This window comes from Pseudomonas sp. SWRI111 (assembly GCF_014268555.1).
Lineage (GTDB): Bacteria > Pseudomonadota > Gammaproteobacteria > Pseudomonadales > Pseudomonadaceae > Aquipseudomonas > Aquipseudomonas hamedanensis.
On the sequence record NZ_JABWQQ010000008.1, the window covers coordinates 40,790 to 59,058 of the forward strand.

Annotated in this window: 23 protein-coding genes; 13 read left to right on the forward strand and 10 right to left on the reverse strand. The window is 61.3% G+C overall.

The window, feature by feature from the left end; translation table 11 throughout:
• Positions 1–31: 31 nt before the first annotated feature.
• Positions 32–916 (reverse strand): manganese catalase family protein, encoded by an 885-nt coding sequence (locus tag HU755_RS11750; RefSeq protein ID WP_186547935.1) that lies wholly within the window; start codon positions 914–916, stop codon positions 32–34.
• Positions 917–1,147: 231 nt separating this feature from the next.
• Between HU755_RS11750 and HU755_RS11755 the strand changes: the two genes are divergently transcribed.
• Both HU755_RS11755 and HU755_RS11760 read left to right on the forward strand, forming a co-directional pair.
• The gene (locus HU755_RS11755) at positions 1,148–1,396 is read left to right on the forward strand and encodes a hypothetical protein (RefSeq protein ID WP_186619355.1); all 249 of its coding nucleotides are present in this window, start codon (positions 1,148–1,150) and stop codon (positions 1,394–1,396) included.
• 38 nt (positions 1,397–1,434) lie between these two features.
• Positions 1,435–2,553, forward strand: coding sequence for a carboxylate-amine ligase (locus tag HU755_RS11760; RefSeq protein ID WP_186632693.1), 1,119 nt, complete (start codon positions 1,435–1,437; stop codon positions 2,551–2,553).
• 21 nt (positions 2,554–2,574) lie between these two features.
• Here the strand turns inward: HU755_RS11760 and HU755_RS11765 are convergent, their stop codons facing one another.
• Positions 2,575–2,745, reverse strand: coding sequence for a general stress protein (locus tag HU755_RS11765; protein WP_186632696.1), 171 nt, complete (start codon positions 2,743–2,745; stop codon positions 2,575–2,577).
• Between the two features lie 349 nt (positions 2,746–3,094).
• Between HU755_RS11765 and HU755_RS11770 the strand changes: the two genes are divergently transcribed.
• The 4 genes from HU755_RS11770 (at position 3,095) to HU755_RS11785 (ending at position 5,707) form a co-directional block, all read left to right on the forward strand.
• Positions 3,095–3,271 (forward strand): general stress protein, encoded by a 177-nt coding sequence (locus tag HU755_RS11770; protein ID WP_039764047.1) that lies wholly within the window; start codon positions 3,095–3,097, stop codon positions 3,269–3,271.
• Between the two features lie 324 nt (positions 3,272–3,595).
• A complete protein-coding gene (locus HU755_RS11775) occupies positions 3,596–3,949 on the forward strand; it encodes a general stress protein (protein ID WP_186547943.1) in 354 nt (117 codons plus the stop codon).
• A 75-nt stretch (positions 3,950–4,024) separates the two neighbouring features.
• Positions 4,025–4,285, forward strand: coding sequence for a metallothionein (locus tag HU755_RS11780; protein WP_186632699.1), 261 nt, complete (start codon positions 4,025–4,027; stop codon positions 4,283–4,285).
• A gap of 102 nt (positions 4,286–4,387) precedes the next feature.
• Entirely contained in the window at positions 4,388–5,707 is a 1,320-nt protein-coding gene (locus HU755_RS11785; RefSeq protein ID WP_186632702.1) for an SDR family oxidoreductase, read from the forward strand.
• Positions 5,708–6,176: 469 nt separating this feature from the next.
• Here HU755_RS11785 and HU755_RS11790 read toward each other — a convergent pair whose 3' ends face one another.
• From HU755_RS11790 to HU755_RS11800, 3 genes are read right to left on the reverse strand one after another with little or no spacing between them, the layout of a single operon-like run.
• Positions 6,177–7,121, reverse strand: a complete 945-nt coding sequence (locus HU755_RS11790) for a class I SAM-dependent methyltransferase (protein WP_186632705.1) — start codon at positions 7,119–7,121, stop codon at positions 6,177–6,179.
• Between the two features lie 14 nt (positions 7,122–7,135).
• Positions 7,136–8,500 carry an iron-containing redox enzyme family protein gene (locus HU755_RS11795; protein ID WP_238349987.1) on the reverse strand — a complete coding sequence of 455 codons (1,365 nt, stop codon included), beginning with the start codon at positions 8,498–8,500 and terminating at the stop codon, positions 7,136–7,138.
• A 2-nt stretch (positions 8,501–8,502) separates the two neighbouring features.
• Positions 8,503–8,709: a hypothetical protein gene (locus tag HU755_RS11800; RefSeq protein ID WP_186632711.1), complete on the reverse strand. Its 207-nt coding sequence runs from the start codon at positions 8,707–8,709 to the stop codon at positions 8,503–8,505.
• Here HU755_RS11800 and HU755_RS11805 point away from each other — a divergent pair.
• On the forward strand, positions 8,708–9,238 hold the full coding sequence (locus tag HU755_RS11805) for a DUF4142 domain-containing protein (RefSeq protein WP_186632714.1): 531 nt from the start codon (positions 8,708–8,710) through the stop codon (positions 9,236–9,238). The genes HU755_RS11800 and HU755_RS11805 overlap by 2 nt on opposite strands.
• A gap of 55 nt (positions 9,239–9,293) precedes the next feature.
• Here the strand turns inward: HU755_RS11805 and HU755_RS11810 are convergent, their stop codons facing one another.
• Positions 9,294–9,524, reverse strand: coding sequence for a hypothetical protein (locus HU755_RS11810; RefSeq protein WP_186632717.1), 231 nt, complete (start codon positions 9,522–9,524; stop codon positions 9,294–9,296).
• A gap of 190 nt (positions 9,525–9,714) precedes the next feature.
• On the opposite strand from HU755_RS11810, the gene HU755_RS11815 reads away from it, so the two are divergent.
• The 5 genes from HU755_RS11815 to HU755_RS11835 all read left to right on the forward strand — a co-directional run bounded on the left by HU755_RS11815 (position 9,715) and on the right by HU755_RS11835 (position 12,911).
• Positions 9,715–11,127 (forward strand): saccharopine dehydrogenase C-terminal domain-containing protein, encoded by a 1,413-nt coding sequence (locus HU755_RS11815; RefSeq protein ID WP_186632720.1) that lies wholly within the window; start codon positions 9,715–9,717, stop codon positions 11,125–11,127.
• 204 nt (positions 11,128–11,331) lie between these two features.
• Positions 11,332–11,595, forward strand: coding sequence for a hypothetical protein (locus HU755_RS11820; protein ID WP_186547959.1), 264 nt, complete (start codon positions 11,332–11,334; stop codon positions 11,593–11,595).
• 89 nt (positions 11,596–11,684) lie between these two features.
• Positions 11,685–12,236 carry an ATP-dependent Clp protease proteolytic subunit gene (locus HU755_RS11825; protein WP_186547962.1) on the forward strand — a complete coding sequence of 184 codons (552 nt, stop codon included), beginning with the start codon at positions 11,685–11,687 and terminating at the stop codon, positions 12,234–12,236.
• Positions 12,237–12,420: 184 nt separating this feature from the next.
• Positions 12,421–12,675, forward strand: coding sequence for a DUF6555 family protein (locus tag HU755_RS11830; protein ID WP_186632723.1), 255 nt, complete (start codon positions 12,421–12,423; stop codon positions 12,673–12,675).
• Positions 12,672–12,911 carry a hypothetical protein gene (locus tag HU755_RS11835; RefSeq protein ID WP_186621436.1) on the forward strand — a complete coding sequence of 80 codons (240 nt, stop codon included), beginning with the start codon at positions 12,672–12,674 and terminating at the stop codon, positions 12,909–12,911. The genes HU755_RS11830 and HU755_RS11835 overlap by 4 nt, the downstream gene beginning before the upstream one ends.
• Here the strand turns inward: HU755_RS11835 and HU755_RS11840 are convergent.
• Entirely contained in the window at positions 12,908–13,837 is a 930-nt protein-coding gene (locus tag HU755_RS11840) for a ZIP family metal transporter (protein ID WP_186632726.1), read from the reverse strand. The genes HU755_RS11835 and HU755_RS11840 overlap by 4 nt on opposite strands.
• A 33-nt stretch (positions 13,838–13,870) precedes the next feature.
• Positions 13,871–14,098, reverse strand: coding sequence for a PLD nuclease N-terminal domain-containing protein (locus tag HU755_RS11845; RefSeq protein ID WP_186547970.1), 228 nt, complete (start codon positions 14,096–14,098; stop codon positions 13,871–13,873).
• 256 nt (positions 14,099–14,354) lie between these two features.
• On the opposite strand from HU755_RS11845, the gene HU755_RS11850 reads away from it, so the two are divergent.
• Positions 14,355–15,083: a helix-turn-helix transcriptional regulator gene (locus tag HU755_RS11850; RefSeq protein WP_186632729.1), complete on the forward strand. Its 729-nt coding sequence runs from the start codon at positions 14,355–14,357 to the stop codon at positions 15,081–15,083.
• A 26-nt stretch (positions 15,084–15,109) separates the two neighbouring features.
• Here the strand turns inward: HU755_RS11850 and HU755_RS11855 are convergent, their stop codons facing one another.
• The gene (locus HU755_RS11855) at positions 15,110–17,068 is read right to left on the reverse strand and encodes a MacB family efflux pump subunit (protein ID WP_186632732.1); all 1,959 of its coding nucleotides are present in this window, start codon (positions 17,066–17,068) and stop codon (positions 15,110–15,112) included.
• A gap of 2 nt (positions 17,069–17,070) precedes the next feature.
• A complete protein-coding gene (gene macA, locus HU755_RS11860; protein ID WP_186621440.1) occupies positions 17,071–18,219 on the reverse strand; it encodes a macrolide transporter subunit MacA in 1,149 nt (382 codons plus the stop codon).
• Between the last annotated feature and the right edge of the window lie 50 nt (positions 18,220–18,269).

The window sequence follows — 18,269 nt, forward strand, 5'->3', positions numbered from 1 at the left end:
CACCGCAGCGATGCGTGCGGTTTCAGCGTGGTCACAGGGCGGGTTTGGCCTGTGTGCCGGAACCCAGATCCGCACCGGTGACCGGCTCGCTGTTGGGGTCGGACATGGTCCGCATTTTCATGTTTTCCAGCAGCGCCTCGTCAGCGCTGTCCAGTTGCACCGTGGCCAACCCGTCTCCGCCATCGACGGCCGGTGTTGGGTTTTCGACGAATTCCCAATCATCGCCCTGGTTCCATGGGCCGCGCATGCTTTCGGTGCCTTGCGACATGTTGAAGTAAACGTTGGTGAATTCAGGCATGCCGGGCAGCTTGCCTTGAGGGAAGTTGGGCTGGATCGCATGCAGGGCTTTTTCGAACGACAACTGGTGAGCGATTTCCCGGGTCATGAGAAAACCCAAGGCTTCTTTCACGCCCGGGTCATCCGTCACGTTCATCAAGCGCTCATAAACAATCTTCGCCCGTGCTTCAGCGGCAATGTTGGAACGCATGTCCGCGGTAGGCTCGCCAATCGTGTCGATGTAGGCCGCCGTCCAGGGCACGCCAGCCGAGTTGGTCAATGGCGAGCCGGCGCCATAGAGCAGGCTGGTAATGTGCGAATCGTTGCCCGCGCCGTTGAGCGAGCGATACAACTCACCCTCCTCCTCCACGCCCTCGGCCATCCGGCCTTTGGCGCCCTTGTTGAGCATGACGATGATCGAACCGATGACCTCCAGATGGCTGAGTTCTTCGGTGGCGATGTCCATCAGCAAATCCTTGCGTCCCGGATCGTCTTCGGACAGGGCCTGGGTGAAATAGCGCGATGCGGCCGCCAGTTCGCCTTGCGCACCGCCGAACTGTTCAAGCAGCAGGTTAGCCAGGCCCGGGTTGGGCTCGGCAACACGAACGGTGTATTGAAGTCGCTTGTTATGTAGAAACATGACAAATCTCCTCAGTCTTGAGTTGAGCGCGGCGCTGTCCACGGTTAAACAACGGCCTACCCTGTTGTGAAGCACGGGCGCTGAGGAAATTTCAAAAAAAATCACGCTTCAAGACAAATGGTTGGAACTGCCGAACAAGCGAAACGGCGCGCTCCGCTGCGCCTGGTCACTTGCTTTGAACCACTGACGAGGCGCGCGGCTCCCAGTGAAAACACCCCAGGAGCCGACACCATGAATGCCTTCAAACATCTGCTCACGGCGGCCCAGGTTACGCGCTTGCAGGCGCTCGACACCTGGCACCAGACCCTGGACGATCAGGCCCTGCGCATGGAGTGCCCGGACCGCTATCACGAAGAGTTGCTGCGTCAGTGCGATGAAATGGATCGGCGCGGCATCGTCACCTGGAGCGAGTGGCGCGATTTGCGCATCGAGGCGGATCAGGCCTACCTGCGCGCCATTGCCGGTAATGACTATCACTGACCGCCATTGCCCTGCCCTCCAGCCTTGCGAGCCCTCCCATGAGCGATCCACGATTCGGTATCGAAGAAGAATATTTCATCACCGACCTGCACAGCCGCGAGATGGTCGGCCGTCCTCCAGCCGAGGCGATTGAGGCGTGCAAGGCGGCCATGGGAGACGCATTCGCCAGCGAGATGTTTCAGGGCCAGATTGAAGTGGCCTCACCAGTGTTCACCGATTTCAGTCAGGCCAGCGACTATCTGCGCCGCGCACGCCAGACCCTGAGCGCAGCACTTGAGCCTTTCGGGCTCGGGCTGCTTTGCGCGGGCAGTCATCCGCTGGCCGATTGGCGCGATCAGGTGCCCACCGCCGAAGCGCACTTTATCCAGCTGTTTCAGGACTACGGCCACGTCGCGCGGCGCAGCGTGCTGTCGGGCCTGCACGTGCACGTCGAAGTGCCGCCGCCGTTCGATCGCATCCGGGTAATGAACCAAGTGTTGCCGTGGACGCCGCTGCTGCTGGCGTTGAGTTGTTCCTCTGCGCTGTGGGACGGCGCCGACAGCGGTTTCATGAGTTATCGACAAGTGGCCTGCGGCGAGTGGCCGCGCATGGGCGTGCCGCCGATGTTTGTCGATCAGCGCGACTACGACGGGCACATCGCGTTTCTCAGCGAGATCGGCACGATTCATCAACCGAGCGAATGCTGGTGGGGCATCCGTCCCGCCGTGCGTTACCCGACGCTTGAGTTACGCATGACCGACGCCTGCCCGCGGGTTGAGGATGCGCTGACGCTCGCCGGGTTGTTCCGCGTACTGGTCACCCACGCCATGGAACAAGCGCAACCCGGCGCGACTTATGACCTGCGCGCTCGGGCGATACTTGAAGAGAACCACTGGCGCGCCAAACGCTTTGGTATCCATGGCAGGTTCATCGTGCCGGGCAGCGGCACCGAGTGCACCGCTGAACAATGGTTAGGGATGGCTCAACTGCAATTTGCCGAAACGGCCAGGCAGTTGCGTATGCCCTTGCTGTTCGAACACGCCAGCAACCTCATCGCCGAGGGCACCAGCGCCGACCGGCAACTGGCTGTGTTCAATCAGGCCCTCAAGCAGCACGGTGCCCGCTCGGCCTTGTCACGGGTGACCGCGCTGTTGCTTGAGGAAACCGCGGCGGGTTGAGGCGCCAAAGGGCACGCCGCGTCAATCACCCTTGCCCGCTCGGCTACCGCCGTGGCTGTGTTGCCCGCCAACGCGCGCCTTCTCCGCTCGATCCAGCTTGACGTTGGCCGTGGGGTCACCTTTTTTGCCTGCGCTTTTGATCTTTTGCGGATCATCGGCGAAAGAGTGCTCGCTTCGATGTTTCTCAGTCATGGCTGTTGCTCCCGTTCATCTTTCATAGTTGCTTATAACGCCCGACCATTGGGCATTGACAAAACACTAGCACTGCAACTCTGCCGCCCCCACCCGAGCGTCACCTGTGCCGACAAAAGGTTAATTAAGCGAAGCGGCGATAACACTGACAGCAGCATTTTAATATCATAAAAAATTATACGAAGCGGCAGCGAATTCGGTGCGCTGTATAAGTTTCTCTGCAACCGATACCGTTCATCGGGTCTGATAAAAAATCTTCAAACGTTTCTCACCGTCGCGTTATCGGAATAATTGTCCGCAGCAACAAACGGACAACTAGCGAAACGTCAATCGATATTGGAGAACTATCATGACTACTGGTAATAAAAATCCGGGCAACTTCGCCAACGATCGCGAGAAAGCATCCGAGGCGGGCAAAAAAGGCGGTCAGGCCTCCGGCGGCAACTTTGCCAACGACCGGGAGAAAGCATCCGAAGCCGGTCGTAAAGGAGGCCAGAACAGCCACGGCGGTGGTCGCAAATCCTGAGCAAGGGAAATCGGGGCAGCCTGGCTGCCCTTTGCGATCAATGGCTGACAGGTCATAGGCAGAACCCGGTCATGGGGTGGTAGCGGATGCAACGCGGTGAGTTGCGCCGCCACTGCTGGCAACGTAACAAGCCCGTCGCCAACCATGACCTTCCTGTTCAGACAAACGGCAAGACAGTTATGCAGCAATAAAACAACTTGGCGACAACCGTTATAAGCAAAACGGCAACACGCAACTTCATGGCACTTGGCGAACAACAAGGGCGCTATCTTTATAGCACTCAAAGTTCGACTTTTTGCCCATACAAACATGAGGTAAGTTGAAATGGCACAAGATAAACAAGGCGGCATGTCGGTTAACGAAGCGGGTAAAAAAGGTGGCGAAGCCACTTCGGCTTCCCATGACAAAGAGTTCTACCAAGAGATTGGCAGCAAAGGTGGCCAAAACAGTGGTGGCAACTTCAAGAACGATCCCGAACGTGCAGCCGAAGCCGGCAGCAAGGGCGGCCAGAACAGTGGCGGCAACTTCAAAAATGATCCGCAACGCGCAGCCGAAGCCGGCAGCAAAGGCGGCCAGAACAGCGGCGGCAACTTCGCCAATGACCGTGAAAAAGCATCCGAGGCCGGACGCAAGGGCGGCGAAAACAGCCATGGGGGTGGGCGCAACAGCAATAGCTGATGCGCCGGTTGCAGGGGAGCCTCGCTCCCCTGCCGTTTTGAGCAAACCGCCGAACCCGCTTATCAGGAGGTCCTCATGTCAACCGACCCGCCAAACCCTGGCTGTGCGTGTCCGGAATGCACGTGCGACTGTCCCCGCGACAGCGCATTCGAGCGTGACGGCAAGCGCTTTTGCAGCCAGGCCTGCGCCGATCTGCACCCGGATGGGCAGCCCTGCCCGGCCGCCGATTGTCACTGCGAACGAAGCGTGAAGCTGGGCGAGCGTAGCGTCAGCGATTCGAAACTCGACGAAGCGGTCGAGGAAACCTTTCCCGCCAGCGATCCGATCTCACCCTGACGTTCGGTGCACATCGTGAGGGCGCACAGCCGCACCTCATGGCGGTGGAACAACGCTGTGCGCCCGGTGTGCGGCGCCCAACCAGCCGTGGAGGAATGCCCCATGATCGCCCCAGCAACCGGCATGAAGCCGGGGACGTGCTATGCCATTGAAAGCGTTGAACGTGCGCCGCAGTTCCCCGGTTTTTTTCTCGATGGCAAATATTACCTCGGCCCGGAATTGCAGACGGCCGTGGGCTGGCTCGAAGGCCAGGATTTCATTTACGACCAGCTCGACCCGACCGGCGAACCGATCTACCCCGACCGACGCGTCGGCCAGATCGAGGACCTGGCGCTGACGCTCGGTGACGGTCAGCGCCTTGCGCTCAATGAAATCCCCTACCCGACCACAGCCGAACCCGAGGCGGCGGCGCCGCATAGCCGCGATGATTCGCCACCGAATCAACAGCGTAAAACGCGACTGTCCGGCAAACTCGTGGTAATCACCGGAGCCTCCAGCGGCATCGGTCGCGCCGCTGCGCAAGCGTTCGCCGACGAACAGGCCAGGCTGGTCCTGGCTGCGCGCGACGAGGTCGCCCTCGCCGAGGTGGTCGACGAGTGTGTCGCACGCGGCGCGGCGGCGCTGGCGGTCCGCACCGATGTCACCGACAGCGCGCAAATGCAGGCGCTGGCAAGCCAGGCAGCTGAGTTTGGCGATGGCCGGATTGACATCTGGATCAACAACGCCGGGGTCGGCGCAGTGGGCAGCTTCGAGCAGACGCCGCTCGACGTGCATGAGCAAGTGCTGCAGACCGACTTGCTCGGATATCTGCGCGGCGCTTATGTGGTGTGGCCGTATTTCAAGGCGCAGAAGCAAGGCGTTTTGATCAACACCTTGTCGCTGGGCAGTTGGGTGGCGCAGCCGTACGCGGCCGCGTACTCGGCGAGCAAGTACGGCTTGCGCGGTTTGACCGAAGCGCTGCGCGGTGAACTGAGCGGCTGCCCGGACATTCACGTATGCGATATTTATCCAGCGGTGATCGACACCCCGGGCTTTCGCGATGGCGCCAATTTTACCGGCCACGCGCTCAAGCCCCCGCCTCCCGTTTACGACCCGCACCGGGTAGCCCGAGCGATGGTCCACTGTGCACTCCATCCGAAACCCAGCACCACCGTCGGCGCCGCAGCCACACTGGCGCGGGCTGCGCACTTTGTACTGCCGGGCTTCCCGCAGCTATCGGGCTGGCTGACGCGATGGGGATTCAACCGCAGTCCGGCGGCGGCAACTTCGTCCGGCAACCTGTTCAATCCACCCGGCGGCGAGCGTCGCGTCGAAGGCGGCTGGCGCTCGGCCAAAGCCCAGGCATCACCGCTGTGGGTCGCTGGCGCGGCGTTGCTCGTGGGCGGATGCCTGCTCGCACTCACCCGCTCCCGCACACGATAACCGAAACGCCTTCGCGAGCAGGCTCACTCCTACATTTAAACCGGGGACATGACGCAGAGCTATCTGACACCCCGAGGCCCCCTGTGGGAGCGAGCCTGCTCGCGAAGAGGCCCTAACATTCAACATCCATGTCGCCTGGAATGCCGCCTTCGCGAGCAGGCTCACTCCTACATCAAAACCGGGGACATGACGCAGACCTATCTGACACCCGAAGGCCCCTGTAGGAGCGAGCCTGCTCGCGAAGAGGCCCTAACATTCAACATCCATGTCGCCTGGGATACCGCTTTCGCGAGCAGGCTCGCTCCTACATTAAACCGGGGACATGACCCAGACCTGACTGACACCCGAAGGTCCCTGTGGGAGTGAGCCTGCTCGCGAAGAGGCCCTAACATTCAACATCCATGTCGCCTGGGATGCCGCTTTCGCGAGCAAGCTCACTCCCATCCTGAAAAAACCAGATTGTCCGCGCTCAGCGTTCTCGGGTCACGGTCAGGGCAACCACGGCGATGCGTTCGACGCGTTCGTAGCCGGGCTTGAGCAGTTCTTCGCTGAACACATCCGGGTCGAGTTCGCGATAGGTCCAGGCGTATTGTTCGCCGGATACCATCGGCTCGATCGCCTGACGAAACGGATCCTGCCCCGCGACGATCGCCACTCCGGTGTACACCAGCAAAGTGCCGCCCACTTCCAGGCGCGGCAGCGACTCGCGCACGATACGCACCGACAGGCCTTCGCCCAGCGTGCCGCCGCCGTGGCGATAGGCGCGCTGCTGCTGATCGTTCATGTACGGCGGGTTGGCAACGATCAGATCAAACTGCCCTTCTACGCTGGCCAGGACATCGCTGCGATAGACGCTGACGTTGCTCGCCCCGGCCAGTTCGGCATTGACCGCCGCCAGGCGCAGCGCCCGCGGATTGATGTCCACCGCGAGCACCTCGGCATCGCGCCGCGAACGGCCCACCACGACCGCACCGATGCCGCTGCCGCAGCCGATGTCGACGGCGCGTCTGACCGGTGCGAAGCGTGTTTGCAACTGCGCGTCGATCGCCTGGGCGAAGCGATAACTGTCCGGGCCGAAAAACACCGCGTCGGTGTCGCTGGTCGGCCAAGCCGAATGCACAAACAACAGCTCGCCGAGCCGCGACCAGCGCACGCTGCTGCGCCACAACGTGTCTTGGCGCTCGATCACTCCGGCGCGATCGAGCAGCGCCCGATCCTCTTCACTGAACAGCTCAGGGTCGAACGGCATCGACCAACCGAATACATCACGCCAATCCCGCGCCTGAGGCACCGGGACGCGCTGGTAGTAGCGCTCATGGGTCAAGGGTGAGGGGGTGATGAACTGATAACCGCTGTCGAGCAAGCGCTTGCCCAGATCGAGCAACGCCCGATCCGCCGTTTGTTGTACTGACATGTTTCCTCCTGAAATCAGCGCAGTTGCCCGCGCAACTCGACAAAACGCCGGGTCGCAAACAGCCCCGCCGGCCGCCAGTGACGCCGGGCCGATAGCCACGGCAACAAGGCTTGCATCTGTTCGCCAGGCGCCAGCGGTTCGAGCTGTTCGCGCAGGGCGAGCAGCTCTGCATCCTCAATTTCGTCCTGAGCCGCGCCCGGGGCCTGAGCCGCGACGTGCGGCCGGGTCCGCGGGGCGTATTGCGTGTCAGTGATCCAGTCACGCAGCAGTTGTTTTTCATAGCCGCTGAACACCCCGAACATCACGGCCTCGCTGCCATCGATCAGTTGCCAGAAACGACTCTGTTCTACCGGCTCGCCGCGCTTGATCCAGCCTTTGCGCTGCAATGCCGCGAGGAACTCGCCCATCTGCCCCGGCACCGCCAGCCATTGATTGATCGTGCGATTTTCGAGGCGGCAATAATCGGAGTGCATGTGCTGACCGAACACGCATTTGCGTTCCAGCATGGCAATCACTTCCCGCTCCAGATCAAACGCCTGGATGACATCGGTCGAGCCTTTGCCCAGATCATTGAGTCGATACCCCAGGCTGACGCGCCGATAAAACGCCTCGCGCTCGGCGCCCAGCGGCAGCAACTGCAACAGCGCCTGCACCGCTTTGTGGGCGTGACCGGTACTGGCGTTGTCGATGGTCACGTGCAAGCGGAAATACTGCGGATCGATACCCAGCTCGCGCAGCTCATAGGTGCTGATCAACAAGTGCAGCGGCAACTGTTCGTAACCCAGGTTGTAGCCGATCACTTCCGGCAGAAACTCATCGCTGCACTGGCCCAGCGCGAGTTGCAACGCGCCCTGCAAATAGAGGTCGTCACTCAGGCCACGCAGGTCGTCGCAATCGTGCTCGGCGAGCAGCTTGCGGTAGATCAGCACATGGTTTTGCCGAGGCAGGCCATCGCCCAATTCTTCCAGGTAAGTGTCGAGCAAATGGTCGAAACGCGGGTCCTGCCAGTGCGCGGCAATCCCGGCCAGCCAAGCGCCGTCCACCACTTTGGTCGGTGCCACATGCTGAATGAAATACAGCGCGTGGGAGCGGTTGCGGAAGTAGCGCCGCTCGCCGCCCTGCTGGCGCGCCTGCAAATATTCAGCGTATTGCGCGGCCACCGCCGCGCAACGATGCTGGGCCCACTGTTCAAGCTCTTCAGGGGTCGCAGGCAGATCGCTTGACAGCTCAGCCGCGCGGCGCAGTTGTCCTTGCAGCAGCGTCCGGGCTTGCCGACTGGCCTGTGAGTCCCGGGCCAGCAGCCGCTCATATTCCTGACGATACGAGGCCGCCTGAAAAGTACGCGTCGTGGAAGAGGTCTTGATCGCGGTTTCGATCATCGTCATGGCCGTTCACCTTCGCCTTGTGCGAGCAGTTTGTTCATGAACAAAAGAGTCGAACCCGGAAAAAATAATTCCTTTTTTTTGCCTTGAACATGCGCTTTGCGCCGCTTGTCGCTGATGCGCCGATTTTTCTGAATCCTCGCCCAGCCGCTCAATCGAACCTCATGACCCCTGCCCAAAGCTGAACCGCAAAGGGATGCGCCCATGAAAACGCTTGCCACCAAATGCCTCGCCGCACTGCTCCTGAGCCTTCAGACCGTCACGCTGTGCTACGCGGTCACGCTCAATGCCTTCGTTGAAGAAGCCGCTGAACAGAGCCTGTTCCAGAACGACAGCGCGCGCATCGCCCTGGAAAAAAGTGCACTGCCGGACGTCAGGGACTTTGCCCGGCAAATGATCGCTGACCACGACCGCGTCTATCCGCAGCTTCAGAAACTGGGCCAAGCGTTGCGCATGGACGTGCCGGCGCAACCCTCGGTCGCCTCGAAAGCCAAGCGCCTGCGGCTTGAGTCCCGCGACGAATCGTTCGACCGCGTCTACATCGACAGCCAGGCGCAGACCCTCGAACGCAAACTGATGCTGTTCAAGAAGGAAGCGATGTCCTCGGAGAACCCGCAGTTGAAGGCCTTCGCCAACGCCGAGCTGCCAGGCATCGAGAAGCAGGCGCAAAAGGCCAAGGATTTGCAGGAACAACTCAAACCCTCGGCGGGCGCCCTGAAGTCAACCAAGCCGTGAGGCTGGCGCGGTCGCCGCTATCGAAGGCAACGCCCGCGTCACCTCGCCCGCCGTCTCAATCGATCGGGCCGATATTGATGGTCAGGTCATCGCCCAGCCCCGGCACCTTGGCCAACACGTCGGCCGGCGTCTCGCTGGAAAAGTGCACCACATAACCCATGCCGCTGCCGTCCTCCTCTATCGAGCTGACCCACAGTTCGACTTCGTCGGCGTCCAGCCCGAGGGCTTGGCCAAACTGACGGTGGCGGTGATCGGAATCGGTTTCGTCCATGGGGTAATCGTTCATGTGCAGCCTCCTCAACCGGTGAATACGGGTTCGTGGATCGTCCTGACCATGGACGCCCGCGCTACTGCCGCAGTTCGTTTTTTTTGCCGCGGCTGCCCCTTGGCGCAATGCAACGGCACGGTCATGCGCCGATGCGGTCGCAATAAAAAGACTTAGGTTTTTCTGCCCCGCCGCCTATCGGGAGAAGCGCATGCCAGCCGTCCAACGCCAACCGTTTTGTGCACGTCTGATCATCATTGGCTATGGCAGCATCGGCCGTGGCGTTTTGCCGCTGCTGTTGCGTCACATCGAACTCGATCCAGCGCAGGTCTGGGTGATTTGTCCGTCCGGGGCCGCCGAGCAAGCGGCCCGTGACTATGGCGTGCAGGTCGAGCAACAAGCGTTGACCGCAGACAACTTCCACGCGTGCCTGGAGCCGAAACTGCGCGCCGGCGATTTTCTCTTGAACCTGTCCATCGAAGTGTCCAGCCAGGCATTGCTCGCTTTTTGCCAGACGCGCGACGTGCTGTATCTCGATACCTGCACCGAGCCTTGGGCCGGCGGGTATGACAGTGCCGAACAGCCACCCCAGGCCTGCACCAATTACGCCCTGCGTCACGGCATTCTGGCGTTGCGTGGCGCTCAGGACAGCGCCACGGCGATTCTCACCCACGGCGCCAACCCCGGCCTGGTCTCGCATTTGGTCAAGCAGGCACTGGAAAATCTGGCGGCGGACATCGGCCAGCAGCATTCGGTCTGTACTTCGCGGGCAGACTGGGCACGGCTCGCCCAAGCGTTAAAGGTCAAGGTCATTCACATCGCTGAATACGATTCGCAATATGCCGCCCGGCGCAAAGAGCCCGGCGAGTTCGTCAACACCTGGTCGGTTGAAGGCTTTATCGCCGAAGCGTGCCAGCCGGCGGAACTCGGTTGGGGCAGTCACGAGCGCGCATTGCCGGCCGATGCCCGACGACACCCCTACGGCAGCCAGGCCGCCATTTACCTGCAACGGCCGGGTGCCGCGACGCAAGTGCGCACCTGGACCCCGGGCGTCGGGCCGACCCTCGGTTTTCTGGTCACCCACAGCGAGGCTATTTCCATCGCCGAATACCTGACCGTCGGCGAAGGCGCGCATCCCGATTACCGGCCGACCGTGCATTACGCTTACCGGCCCTGTGACGATGCGCTGTTGTCACTGCATGAACTTGCCGCTCGCCAATGGCAACCACAACCGCAGCAACGCTTGCTCGACGATGACATCGCAGGCGGGCGCGACGAACTCGGCGTGTTGCTGCTCGGTCATGGGAAAACCGCCTATTGGTATGGCTCGACCTTGAGCATCGATCAGGCCCGCGCGCTCTGTCCGCACAACAGCGCGACGTCACTGCAGGTCACTGCGGCGGTCATGGCCGGAGTGGTCTGGACGATACGCAACCCTCGGCGCGGCATCCTCGAACCGGATGAGTTGCCGCACCGGGAAATCCTCGAACTGTGCCGCCCTTATCTCGGCCCTCTGCAAGGTTTTTACAGCGACTGGACGCCGCTTGCGCAGCGCCATGTCGGCATTGATCCGCCAGGTGATGAACAGGATCCGTGGCAATTTCGCAACCTGCGTTTCACCTGAACGGCGCCCTATAACGGGCAATTCTTGGGACTCGCTGACCGCCTATCGGGCCAAGGCAAAACTTTCAAAACATTTTCGCGCTGACGGCTATCGGAAGTAGTGTCTGTTGCGATCAGGTCACGGTAGGCCATCTGACCCGCGGCGGACACCCATCAACCGCCACACAGGGATCGGGCGCGTGGCCCCTTCCCTTCGAGGTCCGCCATGAAAGCTTCGATCGAATCCCGGCCATGCGCCCCGCAACTGGAAAAAGCCGAAGAACCGGCCCATGAAATGGAAGTGTGTTCACTACCGGCTCACGTGCTCAGCGATACCCCGCCGGACACCGCCGAAACCCCGGCACTGGCCGTTTCCGTTGCCACACCGATCACGCGGCGCTGCTGTTACGAACGCAGCCAGGGCATCGCTCAAGCAGAACGCCATTCAAGCGCAACGCACACCCGGCCGGTCTGCGAACGCGGCTCATGAGCGCCGCGCCGTTGCCTGACCGGCAGCCAGCATTCGCTAAACACCACCCAGTTGCGCAAGCGCCAGCCCCTTCAATTGCGAGGTGATTTATGCCAGTCCACGTCATTCATTTCACCGGCCCGATCAATGCTTCCACGTGCGGGCACCTGATCGAAAAAGCCTCGGCCGCGGTCCAGCAAAACGCTTCGAAGCTGATCGTCAACATTGCGACGATGGGCGGCGAATGCAGTTATGGCTTCACCATGTACAACTTCCTCTTGTCGCTGCCGATTCCGGTACACACCCATAACCTGGGCACGGTGGAATCGATGGGCAACATCGTTTTTCTCGCCGGCCGTCATCGGTCGGCCTGTACCCACAGCAAATTCCTCTTCCATCCGTTCCATTGGCATCTGCAGGGCGCGGTCGACCACTCGCGCATGTCGGAATACGCCATGAGCCTGGATTACGACTTGTACCTGTATGCGCGGATCGTCGCCGAGCGCACCACCGAGGCACGGGAACGGCTGGAAACGGAAAAGTACCTGACCGCCGCCCCGCGCATCATCGATCCGTCACAAGCGCTGCTCTGTGGCCTGATTCACGCCATCGAACCGCCGATGATCAGCGCCGAATCGGTGACTTCGATCATTCACAGCTAAGCCCTCGCTTCAACGCACGCGGCAGACCTCCAACACCCGATTGCATACGCCTCATGGCAGCGCCCGACGCTGGCTATGGGGGGTTTGCCGTGAGGTTTTTTTGCCGGGCAATGCCGTTCATGAAATCGTTGGAATTTTTTCTTTGCGCCTTCACTCACTTGCCTATGAGCGTAAGGAGTAGCGCATGGGGCACACCGATATCTTCACCATCGAATACAAGCTGCACGGCCAAGCGAAGTCGTTCGTCATCCGCAGCAAAAGCATGTGCAACGCGGCGGCGTGGCACTGGGCAAGTTGTGACGCCGGTATTGCGCCCATACCCAAACCCGGGAAACCACCGCTCAAGGTCGTCTCCAAGCCCCAGGCCGAACGGTTCGGCATCACCGAGGTGAAATGGCGCGAGACGGCGGCACTGGACTGGACGGAGGCGTCATCATGATTTCGACAACGTCAAACGACTCGCGCGCCCACGTGGAAGAGGACGAACCGGCGCGTATCAACGCGTTGTTCTATGAAGCGGACCGGCTCGAAGAAAGCGCCTACCGGTTGTTCAATGACAGCCGCCGCGATGCGCAGACCTGGCAACGCTTCAACGAAGCCAAAGCGATGGCCGATGCCAAGCGGACCGAGGCATATCAAGCGTGGATGCAGTTGCGCCGGCAGCCCCGGCGCTAACCCAGCGCCGTGTCGAGGAACATCATCACGCCAAACCCGAGCATCAGGCCCAGGGTGGCGGGGGTTTCATGGCCGTTGCGGTGGGTTTCCGGAATGACCTCGTGGGACACCACAAAAATCATCGCCCCCGCCGCCAGGCCAAGGGCCACCGGGTATCCGAGGGCGAAGCTGTTGGACAGGCCCAGGCCGATGATCGCGCCCAAAGGCTCCATCAGCCCGGACCCCACAGCGACCAGAGCGGCGCGAATCGCCGAGATTCCCGTGACACGTAACGCCAGGGCCACCGCCAGCCCCTCGGGGATGTCCTGAATGGCGATGGCCGTGGTCAGCGGCAGGCCGACACTCATGTCGCCCTCGGCGAAGCTCACGCCGATTGCCATGCCCTCAGGCAGGTTATGCAGAGTAATGGCCAGCACGAACAACCAGACCCGATTGATCCGCTCGGCCTGCGGCCCGCGCCGGCCGCTTTTTTCGTGTTCGTGGGGGACGAAGCGGTCAAGCCCGACCATCAAGGCAACGCCCAATCCCAAGCCGACCACGACCACGCAGGCGGCGAGCAGCGGACTCTGGGTTAGCGTCTGCGCCGCCTCGATGCCCGGCAGGATCAAGGAAAACGAACTGGCCGCGAGCATCATGCCGGCGGCAAAACCGAGCATGGTGTCTTGTGTCCGCGCTGCCACATCGCGCAGCACCAGCGCCACCATGGCGCCCACCGCCGTCGCGGCAAACCCGGACAGCCCGCCCAGCGCAGCAAAGTGCAGGTTATCCCGGTTGGCACTGACCAGGCCGGTGTAACCGCTGACCAGCAACAATACCGTGACGATGACCAGCGTCAGCCAGAACGACAGCGCGCCCCAGCCGCTGCGCGACAACTGACTCAGCCAGGCGCGCAGCGGTGCGGCGAAAGACGATGCAGGTTGCGACATGAAGCCCCCTGTTGGCAAAAAGTGAATCGATGATCAGCCCTTGCTGTGTTCCGGCGACGACGGCCCTTCCTTGACCCCGCGCGGGCCGGCAATGCCCCAGACAATCAGGCCCAGCACCGGAAACACAATCAGGCCGATGGCCCACGCCGCTTTCACACCCACGGTTTTTTCACTGCGAAACACACTGACAATGGCCCACAGATCGACCAGCAGAATAATCACAGCGATACCTATCGAAAAATAACTGACGGCTTCGTTCATGACGCAGTCCTCCACAGGTTGGTACAGATTTGGGCCTCGTGCTTACGCCAGCGTTCAAAAAAATCCCGGCGAGACTGGACCGCCATGCCTGTGCCAGCATGGAGCCGCTTCTCGTCGGCCGAACGGCGCTTGATTGAACGCAAGCTGAAACGTTGTACTAGGATAGGATCCAAACCTGCAGCGTTTCACCGGTCAAGGAGCTTCACGCCGGTGTTTCAGGCACACGCGCCACTCATTGCCACTCATGGATGAAGACATGAATTCACACCTGTTTCCGCACATCGGCAAAGTCATCGCCAGCACCGGCAGCCGCCATTTTCCGCGGATGTTGCATGACCTGATCCGTACGCAACTGGCGGTCGACGCCACGCATATCCGGCAGATGCGCGTCGAATCGGTGGTTGCGCGCAGCGAGCCCGACCCCGCAACAGAAGCGGCGTTATTGGCCGAAACGCTGTTCTGCGAGCACAGCGACGCGTTACCGCCCGTCCCCGCCACGACCGCCACCGACGCCTCGCAACTGCACCTGACCCGGCGCAAGGACGGTTACCGCTACGTGATTTCGGTGTACCGCAACGATCAGTCAGAGCGGTTTTCCGCCCGCGAGCGCAGCCTGTTGCAGGACATTTCCCCGGTCCTGCTGCCGATGGTGGAAAAACACATCAACGCCCTGCAACCGCTGGATAATGACCCGCAAAGCCCGGCGACCACGTCAGAGAGCAGCGGGCTGGAGACCTTGCGCCTGCGCTTCAACGAACGTTTGCAGCAATTGGGGCTGAAACTGTCCAGCCGTGAAAGCGAAGTGTGCATCGGCCTGCTCGCCGGGCAGACGGCGCCGGAACTGGCCGCGCAGTTGCAGTTGAAGGTCAACACCGTGGAAAGCTACCTCAAGCGCGCGGCGATCAAACTGGGCATCAGTGGCCGGCATTCACTCATGAAGTGGATGTATTCGCCGCAGCACAGCTCGGCCACCGGCGTCGCCTGATGACCGCGCTGGCACGAGCTTGAGCCTCAGTCCCGTGCCAGCGCCTCGATCGGGTCGAGCCGCGAGGCGTTACGTGCCGGCACGAAACCGAAGACGATGCCAATCAGCGTCGAACAGAACACCGCCGTCAGCACCGAACCCAGCGAAAACACCATTTCCCACTCTTTGATGAACACCGAAAACAAATGGCCGATGGCATATGACAGGGAAATGCCGATCGCGCCGCCGAGCAGACAGACCATCACCGCCTCCACCAGAAACTGCTGCCGAATGTCCGACTGCCGCGCGCCGACGGCCATGCGGATGCCGATCTCGCGGGTGCGTTCGGTCACCGACACCAGCATGATATTCATCACGCCGATGCCGCCGACCACCAGCGAAATCACCGCGATCAGCGACAGCAGCAACGCCAGTGAGCGGCTGGTCTTCTGCACGGTCTGCATGATGCTGTCGAGGTTGTTGGTGAAGAAATCCTTGGTGCCATGACGCTGCAGCATCAACTTGTTGACGTTGTCTTCTACCACTTTGCTTGGCTGGCCGTCCTTGATACGCACGCTGATGCTGTCCAGATAGCGCTGGCCCAGCAGGCGTCCGGCAGCGGTTTGGTAGGGCACCCAGACGTTGAGTGATTTGCTCGCGGCAAACAGGTTTTTGTTTTCCGCTGCCACACCGATCACGGTGCACGGCAGATTGCCGATCAGAATCACTTGTCCGAGCGGATCGACCTGCTCGCTGAACAGGCGCTGACGGGTCTTGTGATCGATGACCACCACCTGGGCCTGGCGCCGCGCATCGCTTTCACTGAAGTGAATGCCCGCCGCCATCTTGATTCCGCGTACCTGGAAATACAGGTCGCTGACGCCGTTGACCTGGGCATCGACGTCGATGTTGCGGTAGCGCAACAGCAGATTGCGCCCGACCACCGGCGTCGCGCTGTCGACGTAATACAGCTGATTGAGCGCCGCGACATCGGCGGGCACCAGGGTTTCGATGGCGGCGGAACGGCTGTCGCCGAAACTGGTGCCGGAATAGATATCGATGGTATTGCTGCCGATCGCCTGGATGTCCTTGAGTACATAACGCTTGGCCCCCTCGCCAATGGCCGAGATCGACACTACCGAGGTGATGCCGATGACGATGCCGAGCATGGTCAGCAAGGTGCGCATGCGGTGCGAAATCAGCGCGACCCAGGCCATGTTGAAGGCTTCCTTGAACAGCCCGAGGCTGGCGACCAGACGCCGCGCCGCGGTGGCTGGCCGCGCGGCCGGCTCGTCAGGGGAAGACGCTTCGCTGTCGCGCACGTTGCGCCGGTCGCTGAGGATCTCGCCATCGCTGACCTCGATGATGCGCTCGGCGTTGGCCGCGACTTTCGGGTCATGGGTCACCAGAATCACCGTGTGCCCGGCGGCGTGCAGCTCTTGCAGAATGTGCATCACCTCCTTGCCGCTGGTGGTGTCGAGGGCGCCGGTCGGCTCATCGGCGAGGATCACTTCGCCGCCGTTCATCAAGGCGCGGGCGATACTCACGCGCTGTTGTTGGCCGCCCGAGAGTTGGCTCGGTCGATGCGTCAGGTGCCGCTCCAGGCCCAGGCGCGCCAACAGCTCGCGGGCGCGCGCATGGCGCTGCGGCTCCGGGGTCCCGGCATAAATCGCCGGAATCTCGACGTTGTGCATGGCGCTCAGGTGCGGCAGCAAGTGATAACGCTGAAAGATAAATCCGAAGTAATCGCGGCGCAGTTCGGCCAACGCCTCGCTGTCGAGGTCACGGGTTTCCCGGCCGTTGATCTTGTAGCTGCCGGCGGTGGCGTAATCGAGGCAGCCAAGAATATTCATCAGGGTTGATTTGCCGGAGCCGGACGCACCGATGATCGCCACCATTTCCCCGGCATGGATGCTCAGGTCGATGTCTTTCAGCGCTAGAAATTCGCGGTCGCCAGCGGTAAAACTGCGGGTGATGCCGCTCAGTTGCAGCAGGGCTTCGGCCATGATCAGGACCCCGCCACGGCGGACACCGGATCACCGATCACCACCCGATCGCCTTCAGCCAGACCGTCATTGATCTGCACCTTGACGTTGTTGTTGATCCCGACCTGCACATTGCGCGGCTGGGCCTGGCCCTTGGCGTCGAGTACGCGCACCGGAAAACTGCCGTCGCTGTTGCGCGCCCCGAGCGCCGCGACCGGGATGGTCAACACTGACCGGGCCGTGTCGAGCACTACGCGCACCTGCGCGGTCATCGAGATACGCAAGCGATGGTCCGGGTTCGGCACCTCGAACAGGGCGTTGTAAAAAACTGCCGTGTTTTGCTTTGGCGTGCCGGCGGGCGGCGTTTCGAGGAAGTTCTGCGGCGCCGGTTCAGTGCCGCGCAGCTTGCCGTAATAACGCTTGTCTTCGCCCAGAATGGTGAAATACACCGCCTGCCCCGGCGCGATGTGAATCACATCTGCTTCCGAGACTTGCGCCTTGACGGTCATGGTGTCCAGGTCGGCGAGTTTCAGCAGAATCGGCGCCAACTGATTAGCGATCACCGTCTGGCCTTCTTGGGTGACGATGCCGACCACATCGCCATCAATCGGCGCAATGATCCGCGTATACGCCAGATTGACCTTGGCGGTGTCGATCTGGATATGCGCACTTTTGATCTGTGCCTCCAGCGACAGCAGGTTGGCCTGCTGCACTTCGTAATTCGATTGCGCGGTTTCGAAATCCTGACGAGAAATGGAGGCGTCCTCCTGCAAATTCCGATAACGCTCGTACAACGCCTTGGTCTGCCGCAACTGGGCCTGGGTCGCGCGCTTTTGGGCTTGCAGGTTCTCTTCATCGACCTGGGCCTGGCGCAGAGTGTTCTGCAATACCAGCGGATCGATTTCCGCGAGCCACTGGCCCTTTTTCACCTTGTCGCCGACCTTGACCTTGAGCGACTTCAATTGCCCCGACACCTGCGCACCGACATCGACCTGCTTGATGCCCTCCAGCAACCCGGTGGCAAGCACCGCGTTCTCGATGTCACCGCGTTCTACCGTGGCGGTCAGGTACTGCGGCGCCTCCGCCGGCGCCTGCACCGCGTACAACAGCAAGCCGGCCACTGCCGCCAGCGCCACACCCATAGCGACTTTGCGCAACTTCGACTTTTCCATAAATGACTACAAATCCGTTCAGGGTTGAACCCGGTCAGCGACCGGGCTGC

Excerpts from the sequence above, each read along its gene's own strand:
- HU755_RS11750 (WP_186547935.1), bottom strand. The coding sequence starts at position 916 with ATGTTTCTACATAACAAGCGACTTCAATACACCGTTCGTGTTGCCGAG.
- HU755_RS11755 (WP_186619355.1), top strand. The coding sequence starts at position 1,148 with ATGAATGCCTTCAAACATCTGCTCACGGCGGCCCAGGTTACGCGCTTG.
- HU755_RS11760 (WP_186632693.1), top strand. The coding sequence starts at position 1,435 with ATGAGCGATCCACGATTCGGTATCGAAGAAGAATATTTCATCACCGAC.
- HU755_RS11765 (WP_186632696.1), bottom strand. The coding sequence starts at position 2,745 with ATGACTGAGAAACATCGAAGCGAGCACTCTTTCGCCGATGATCCGCAA.
- HU755_RS11770 (WP_039764047.1), top strand. The coding sequence starts at position 3,095 with ATGACTACTGGTAATAAAAATCCGGGCAACTTCGCCAACGATCGCGAG.
- HU755_RS11775 (WP_186547943.1), top strand. The coding sequence starts at position 3,596 with ATGGCACAAGATAAACAAGGCGGCATGTCGGTTAACGAAGCGGGTAAA.
- HU755_RS11780 (WP_186632699.1), top strand. The coding sequence starts at position 4,025 with ATGTCAACCGACCCGCCAAACCCTGGCTGTGCGTGTCCGGAATGCACG.
- HU755_RS11785 (WP_186632702.1), top strand. The coding sequence starts at position 4,388 with ATGATCGCCCCAGCAACCGGCATGAAGCCGGGGACGTGCTATGCCATT.
- HU755_RS11790 (WP_186632705.1), bottom strand. The coding sequence starts at position 7,121 with ATGTCAGTACAACAAACGGCGGATCGGGCGTTGCTCGATCTGGGCAAG.
- HU755_RS11795 (WP_238349987.1), bottom strand. The coding sequence starts at position 8,500 with ATGATCGAAACCGCGATCAAGACCTCTTCCACGACGCGTACTTTTCAG.
- HU755_RS11805 (WP_186632714.1), top strand. The coding sequence starts at position 8,708 with ATGAAAACGCTTGCCACCAAATGCCTCGCCGCACTGCTCCTGAGCCTT.
- HU755_RS11800 (WP_186632711.1), bottom strand. The coding sequence starts at position 8,709 with ATGGGCGCATCCCTTTGCGGTTCAGCTTTGGGCAGGGGTCATGAGGTT.
- HU755_RS11810 (WP_186632717.1), bottom strand. The coding sequence starts at position 9,524 with ATGAACGATTACCCCATGGACGAAACCGATTCCGATCACCGCCACCGT.
- HU755_RS11815 (WP_186632720.1), top strand. The coding sequence starts at position 9,715 with ATGCCAGCCGTCCAACGCCAACCGTTTTGTGCACGTCTGATCATCATT.
- HU755_RS11820 (WP_186547959.1), top strand. The coding sequence starts at position 11,332 with ATGAAAGCTTCGATCGAATCCCGGCCATGCGCCCCGCAACTGGAAAAA.
- HU755_RS11825 (WP_186547962.1), top strand. The coding sequence starts at position 11,685 with ATGCCAGTCCACGTCATTCATTTCACCGGCCCGATCAATGCTTCCACG.
- HU755_RS11830 (WP_186632723.1), top strand. The coding sequence starts at position 12,421 with ATGGGGCACACCGATATCTTCACCATCGAATACAAGCTGCACGGCCAA.
- HU755_RS11835 (WP_186621436.1), top strand. The coding sequence starts at position 12,672 with ATGATTTCGACAACGTCAAACGACTCGCGCGCCCACGTGGAAGAGGAC.
- HU755_RS11840 (WP_186632726.1), bottom strand. The coding sequence starts at position 13,837 with ATGTCGCAACCTGCATCGTCTTTCGCCGCACCGCTGCGCGCCTGGCTG.
- HU755_RS11845 (WP_186547970.1), bottom strand. The coding sequence starts at position 14,098 with ATGAACGAAGCCGTCAGTTATTTTTCGATAGGTATCGCTGTGATTATT.
- HU755_RS11850 (WP_186632729.1), top strand. The coding sequence starts at position 14,355 with ATGAATTCACACCTGTTTCCGCACATCGGCAAAGTCATCGCCAGCACC.
- HU755_RS11855 (WP_186632732.1), bottom strand. The coding sequence starts at position 17,068 with ATGGCCGAAGCCCTGCTGCAACTGAGCGGCATCACCCGCAGTTTTACC.
- macA (WP_186621440.1), bottom strand. The coding sequence starts at position 18,219 with ATGGAAAAGTCGAAGTTGCGCAAAGTCGCTATGGGTGTGGCGCTGGCG.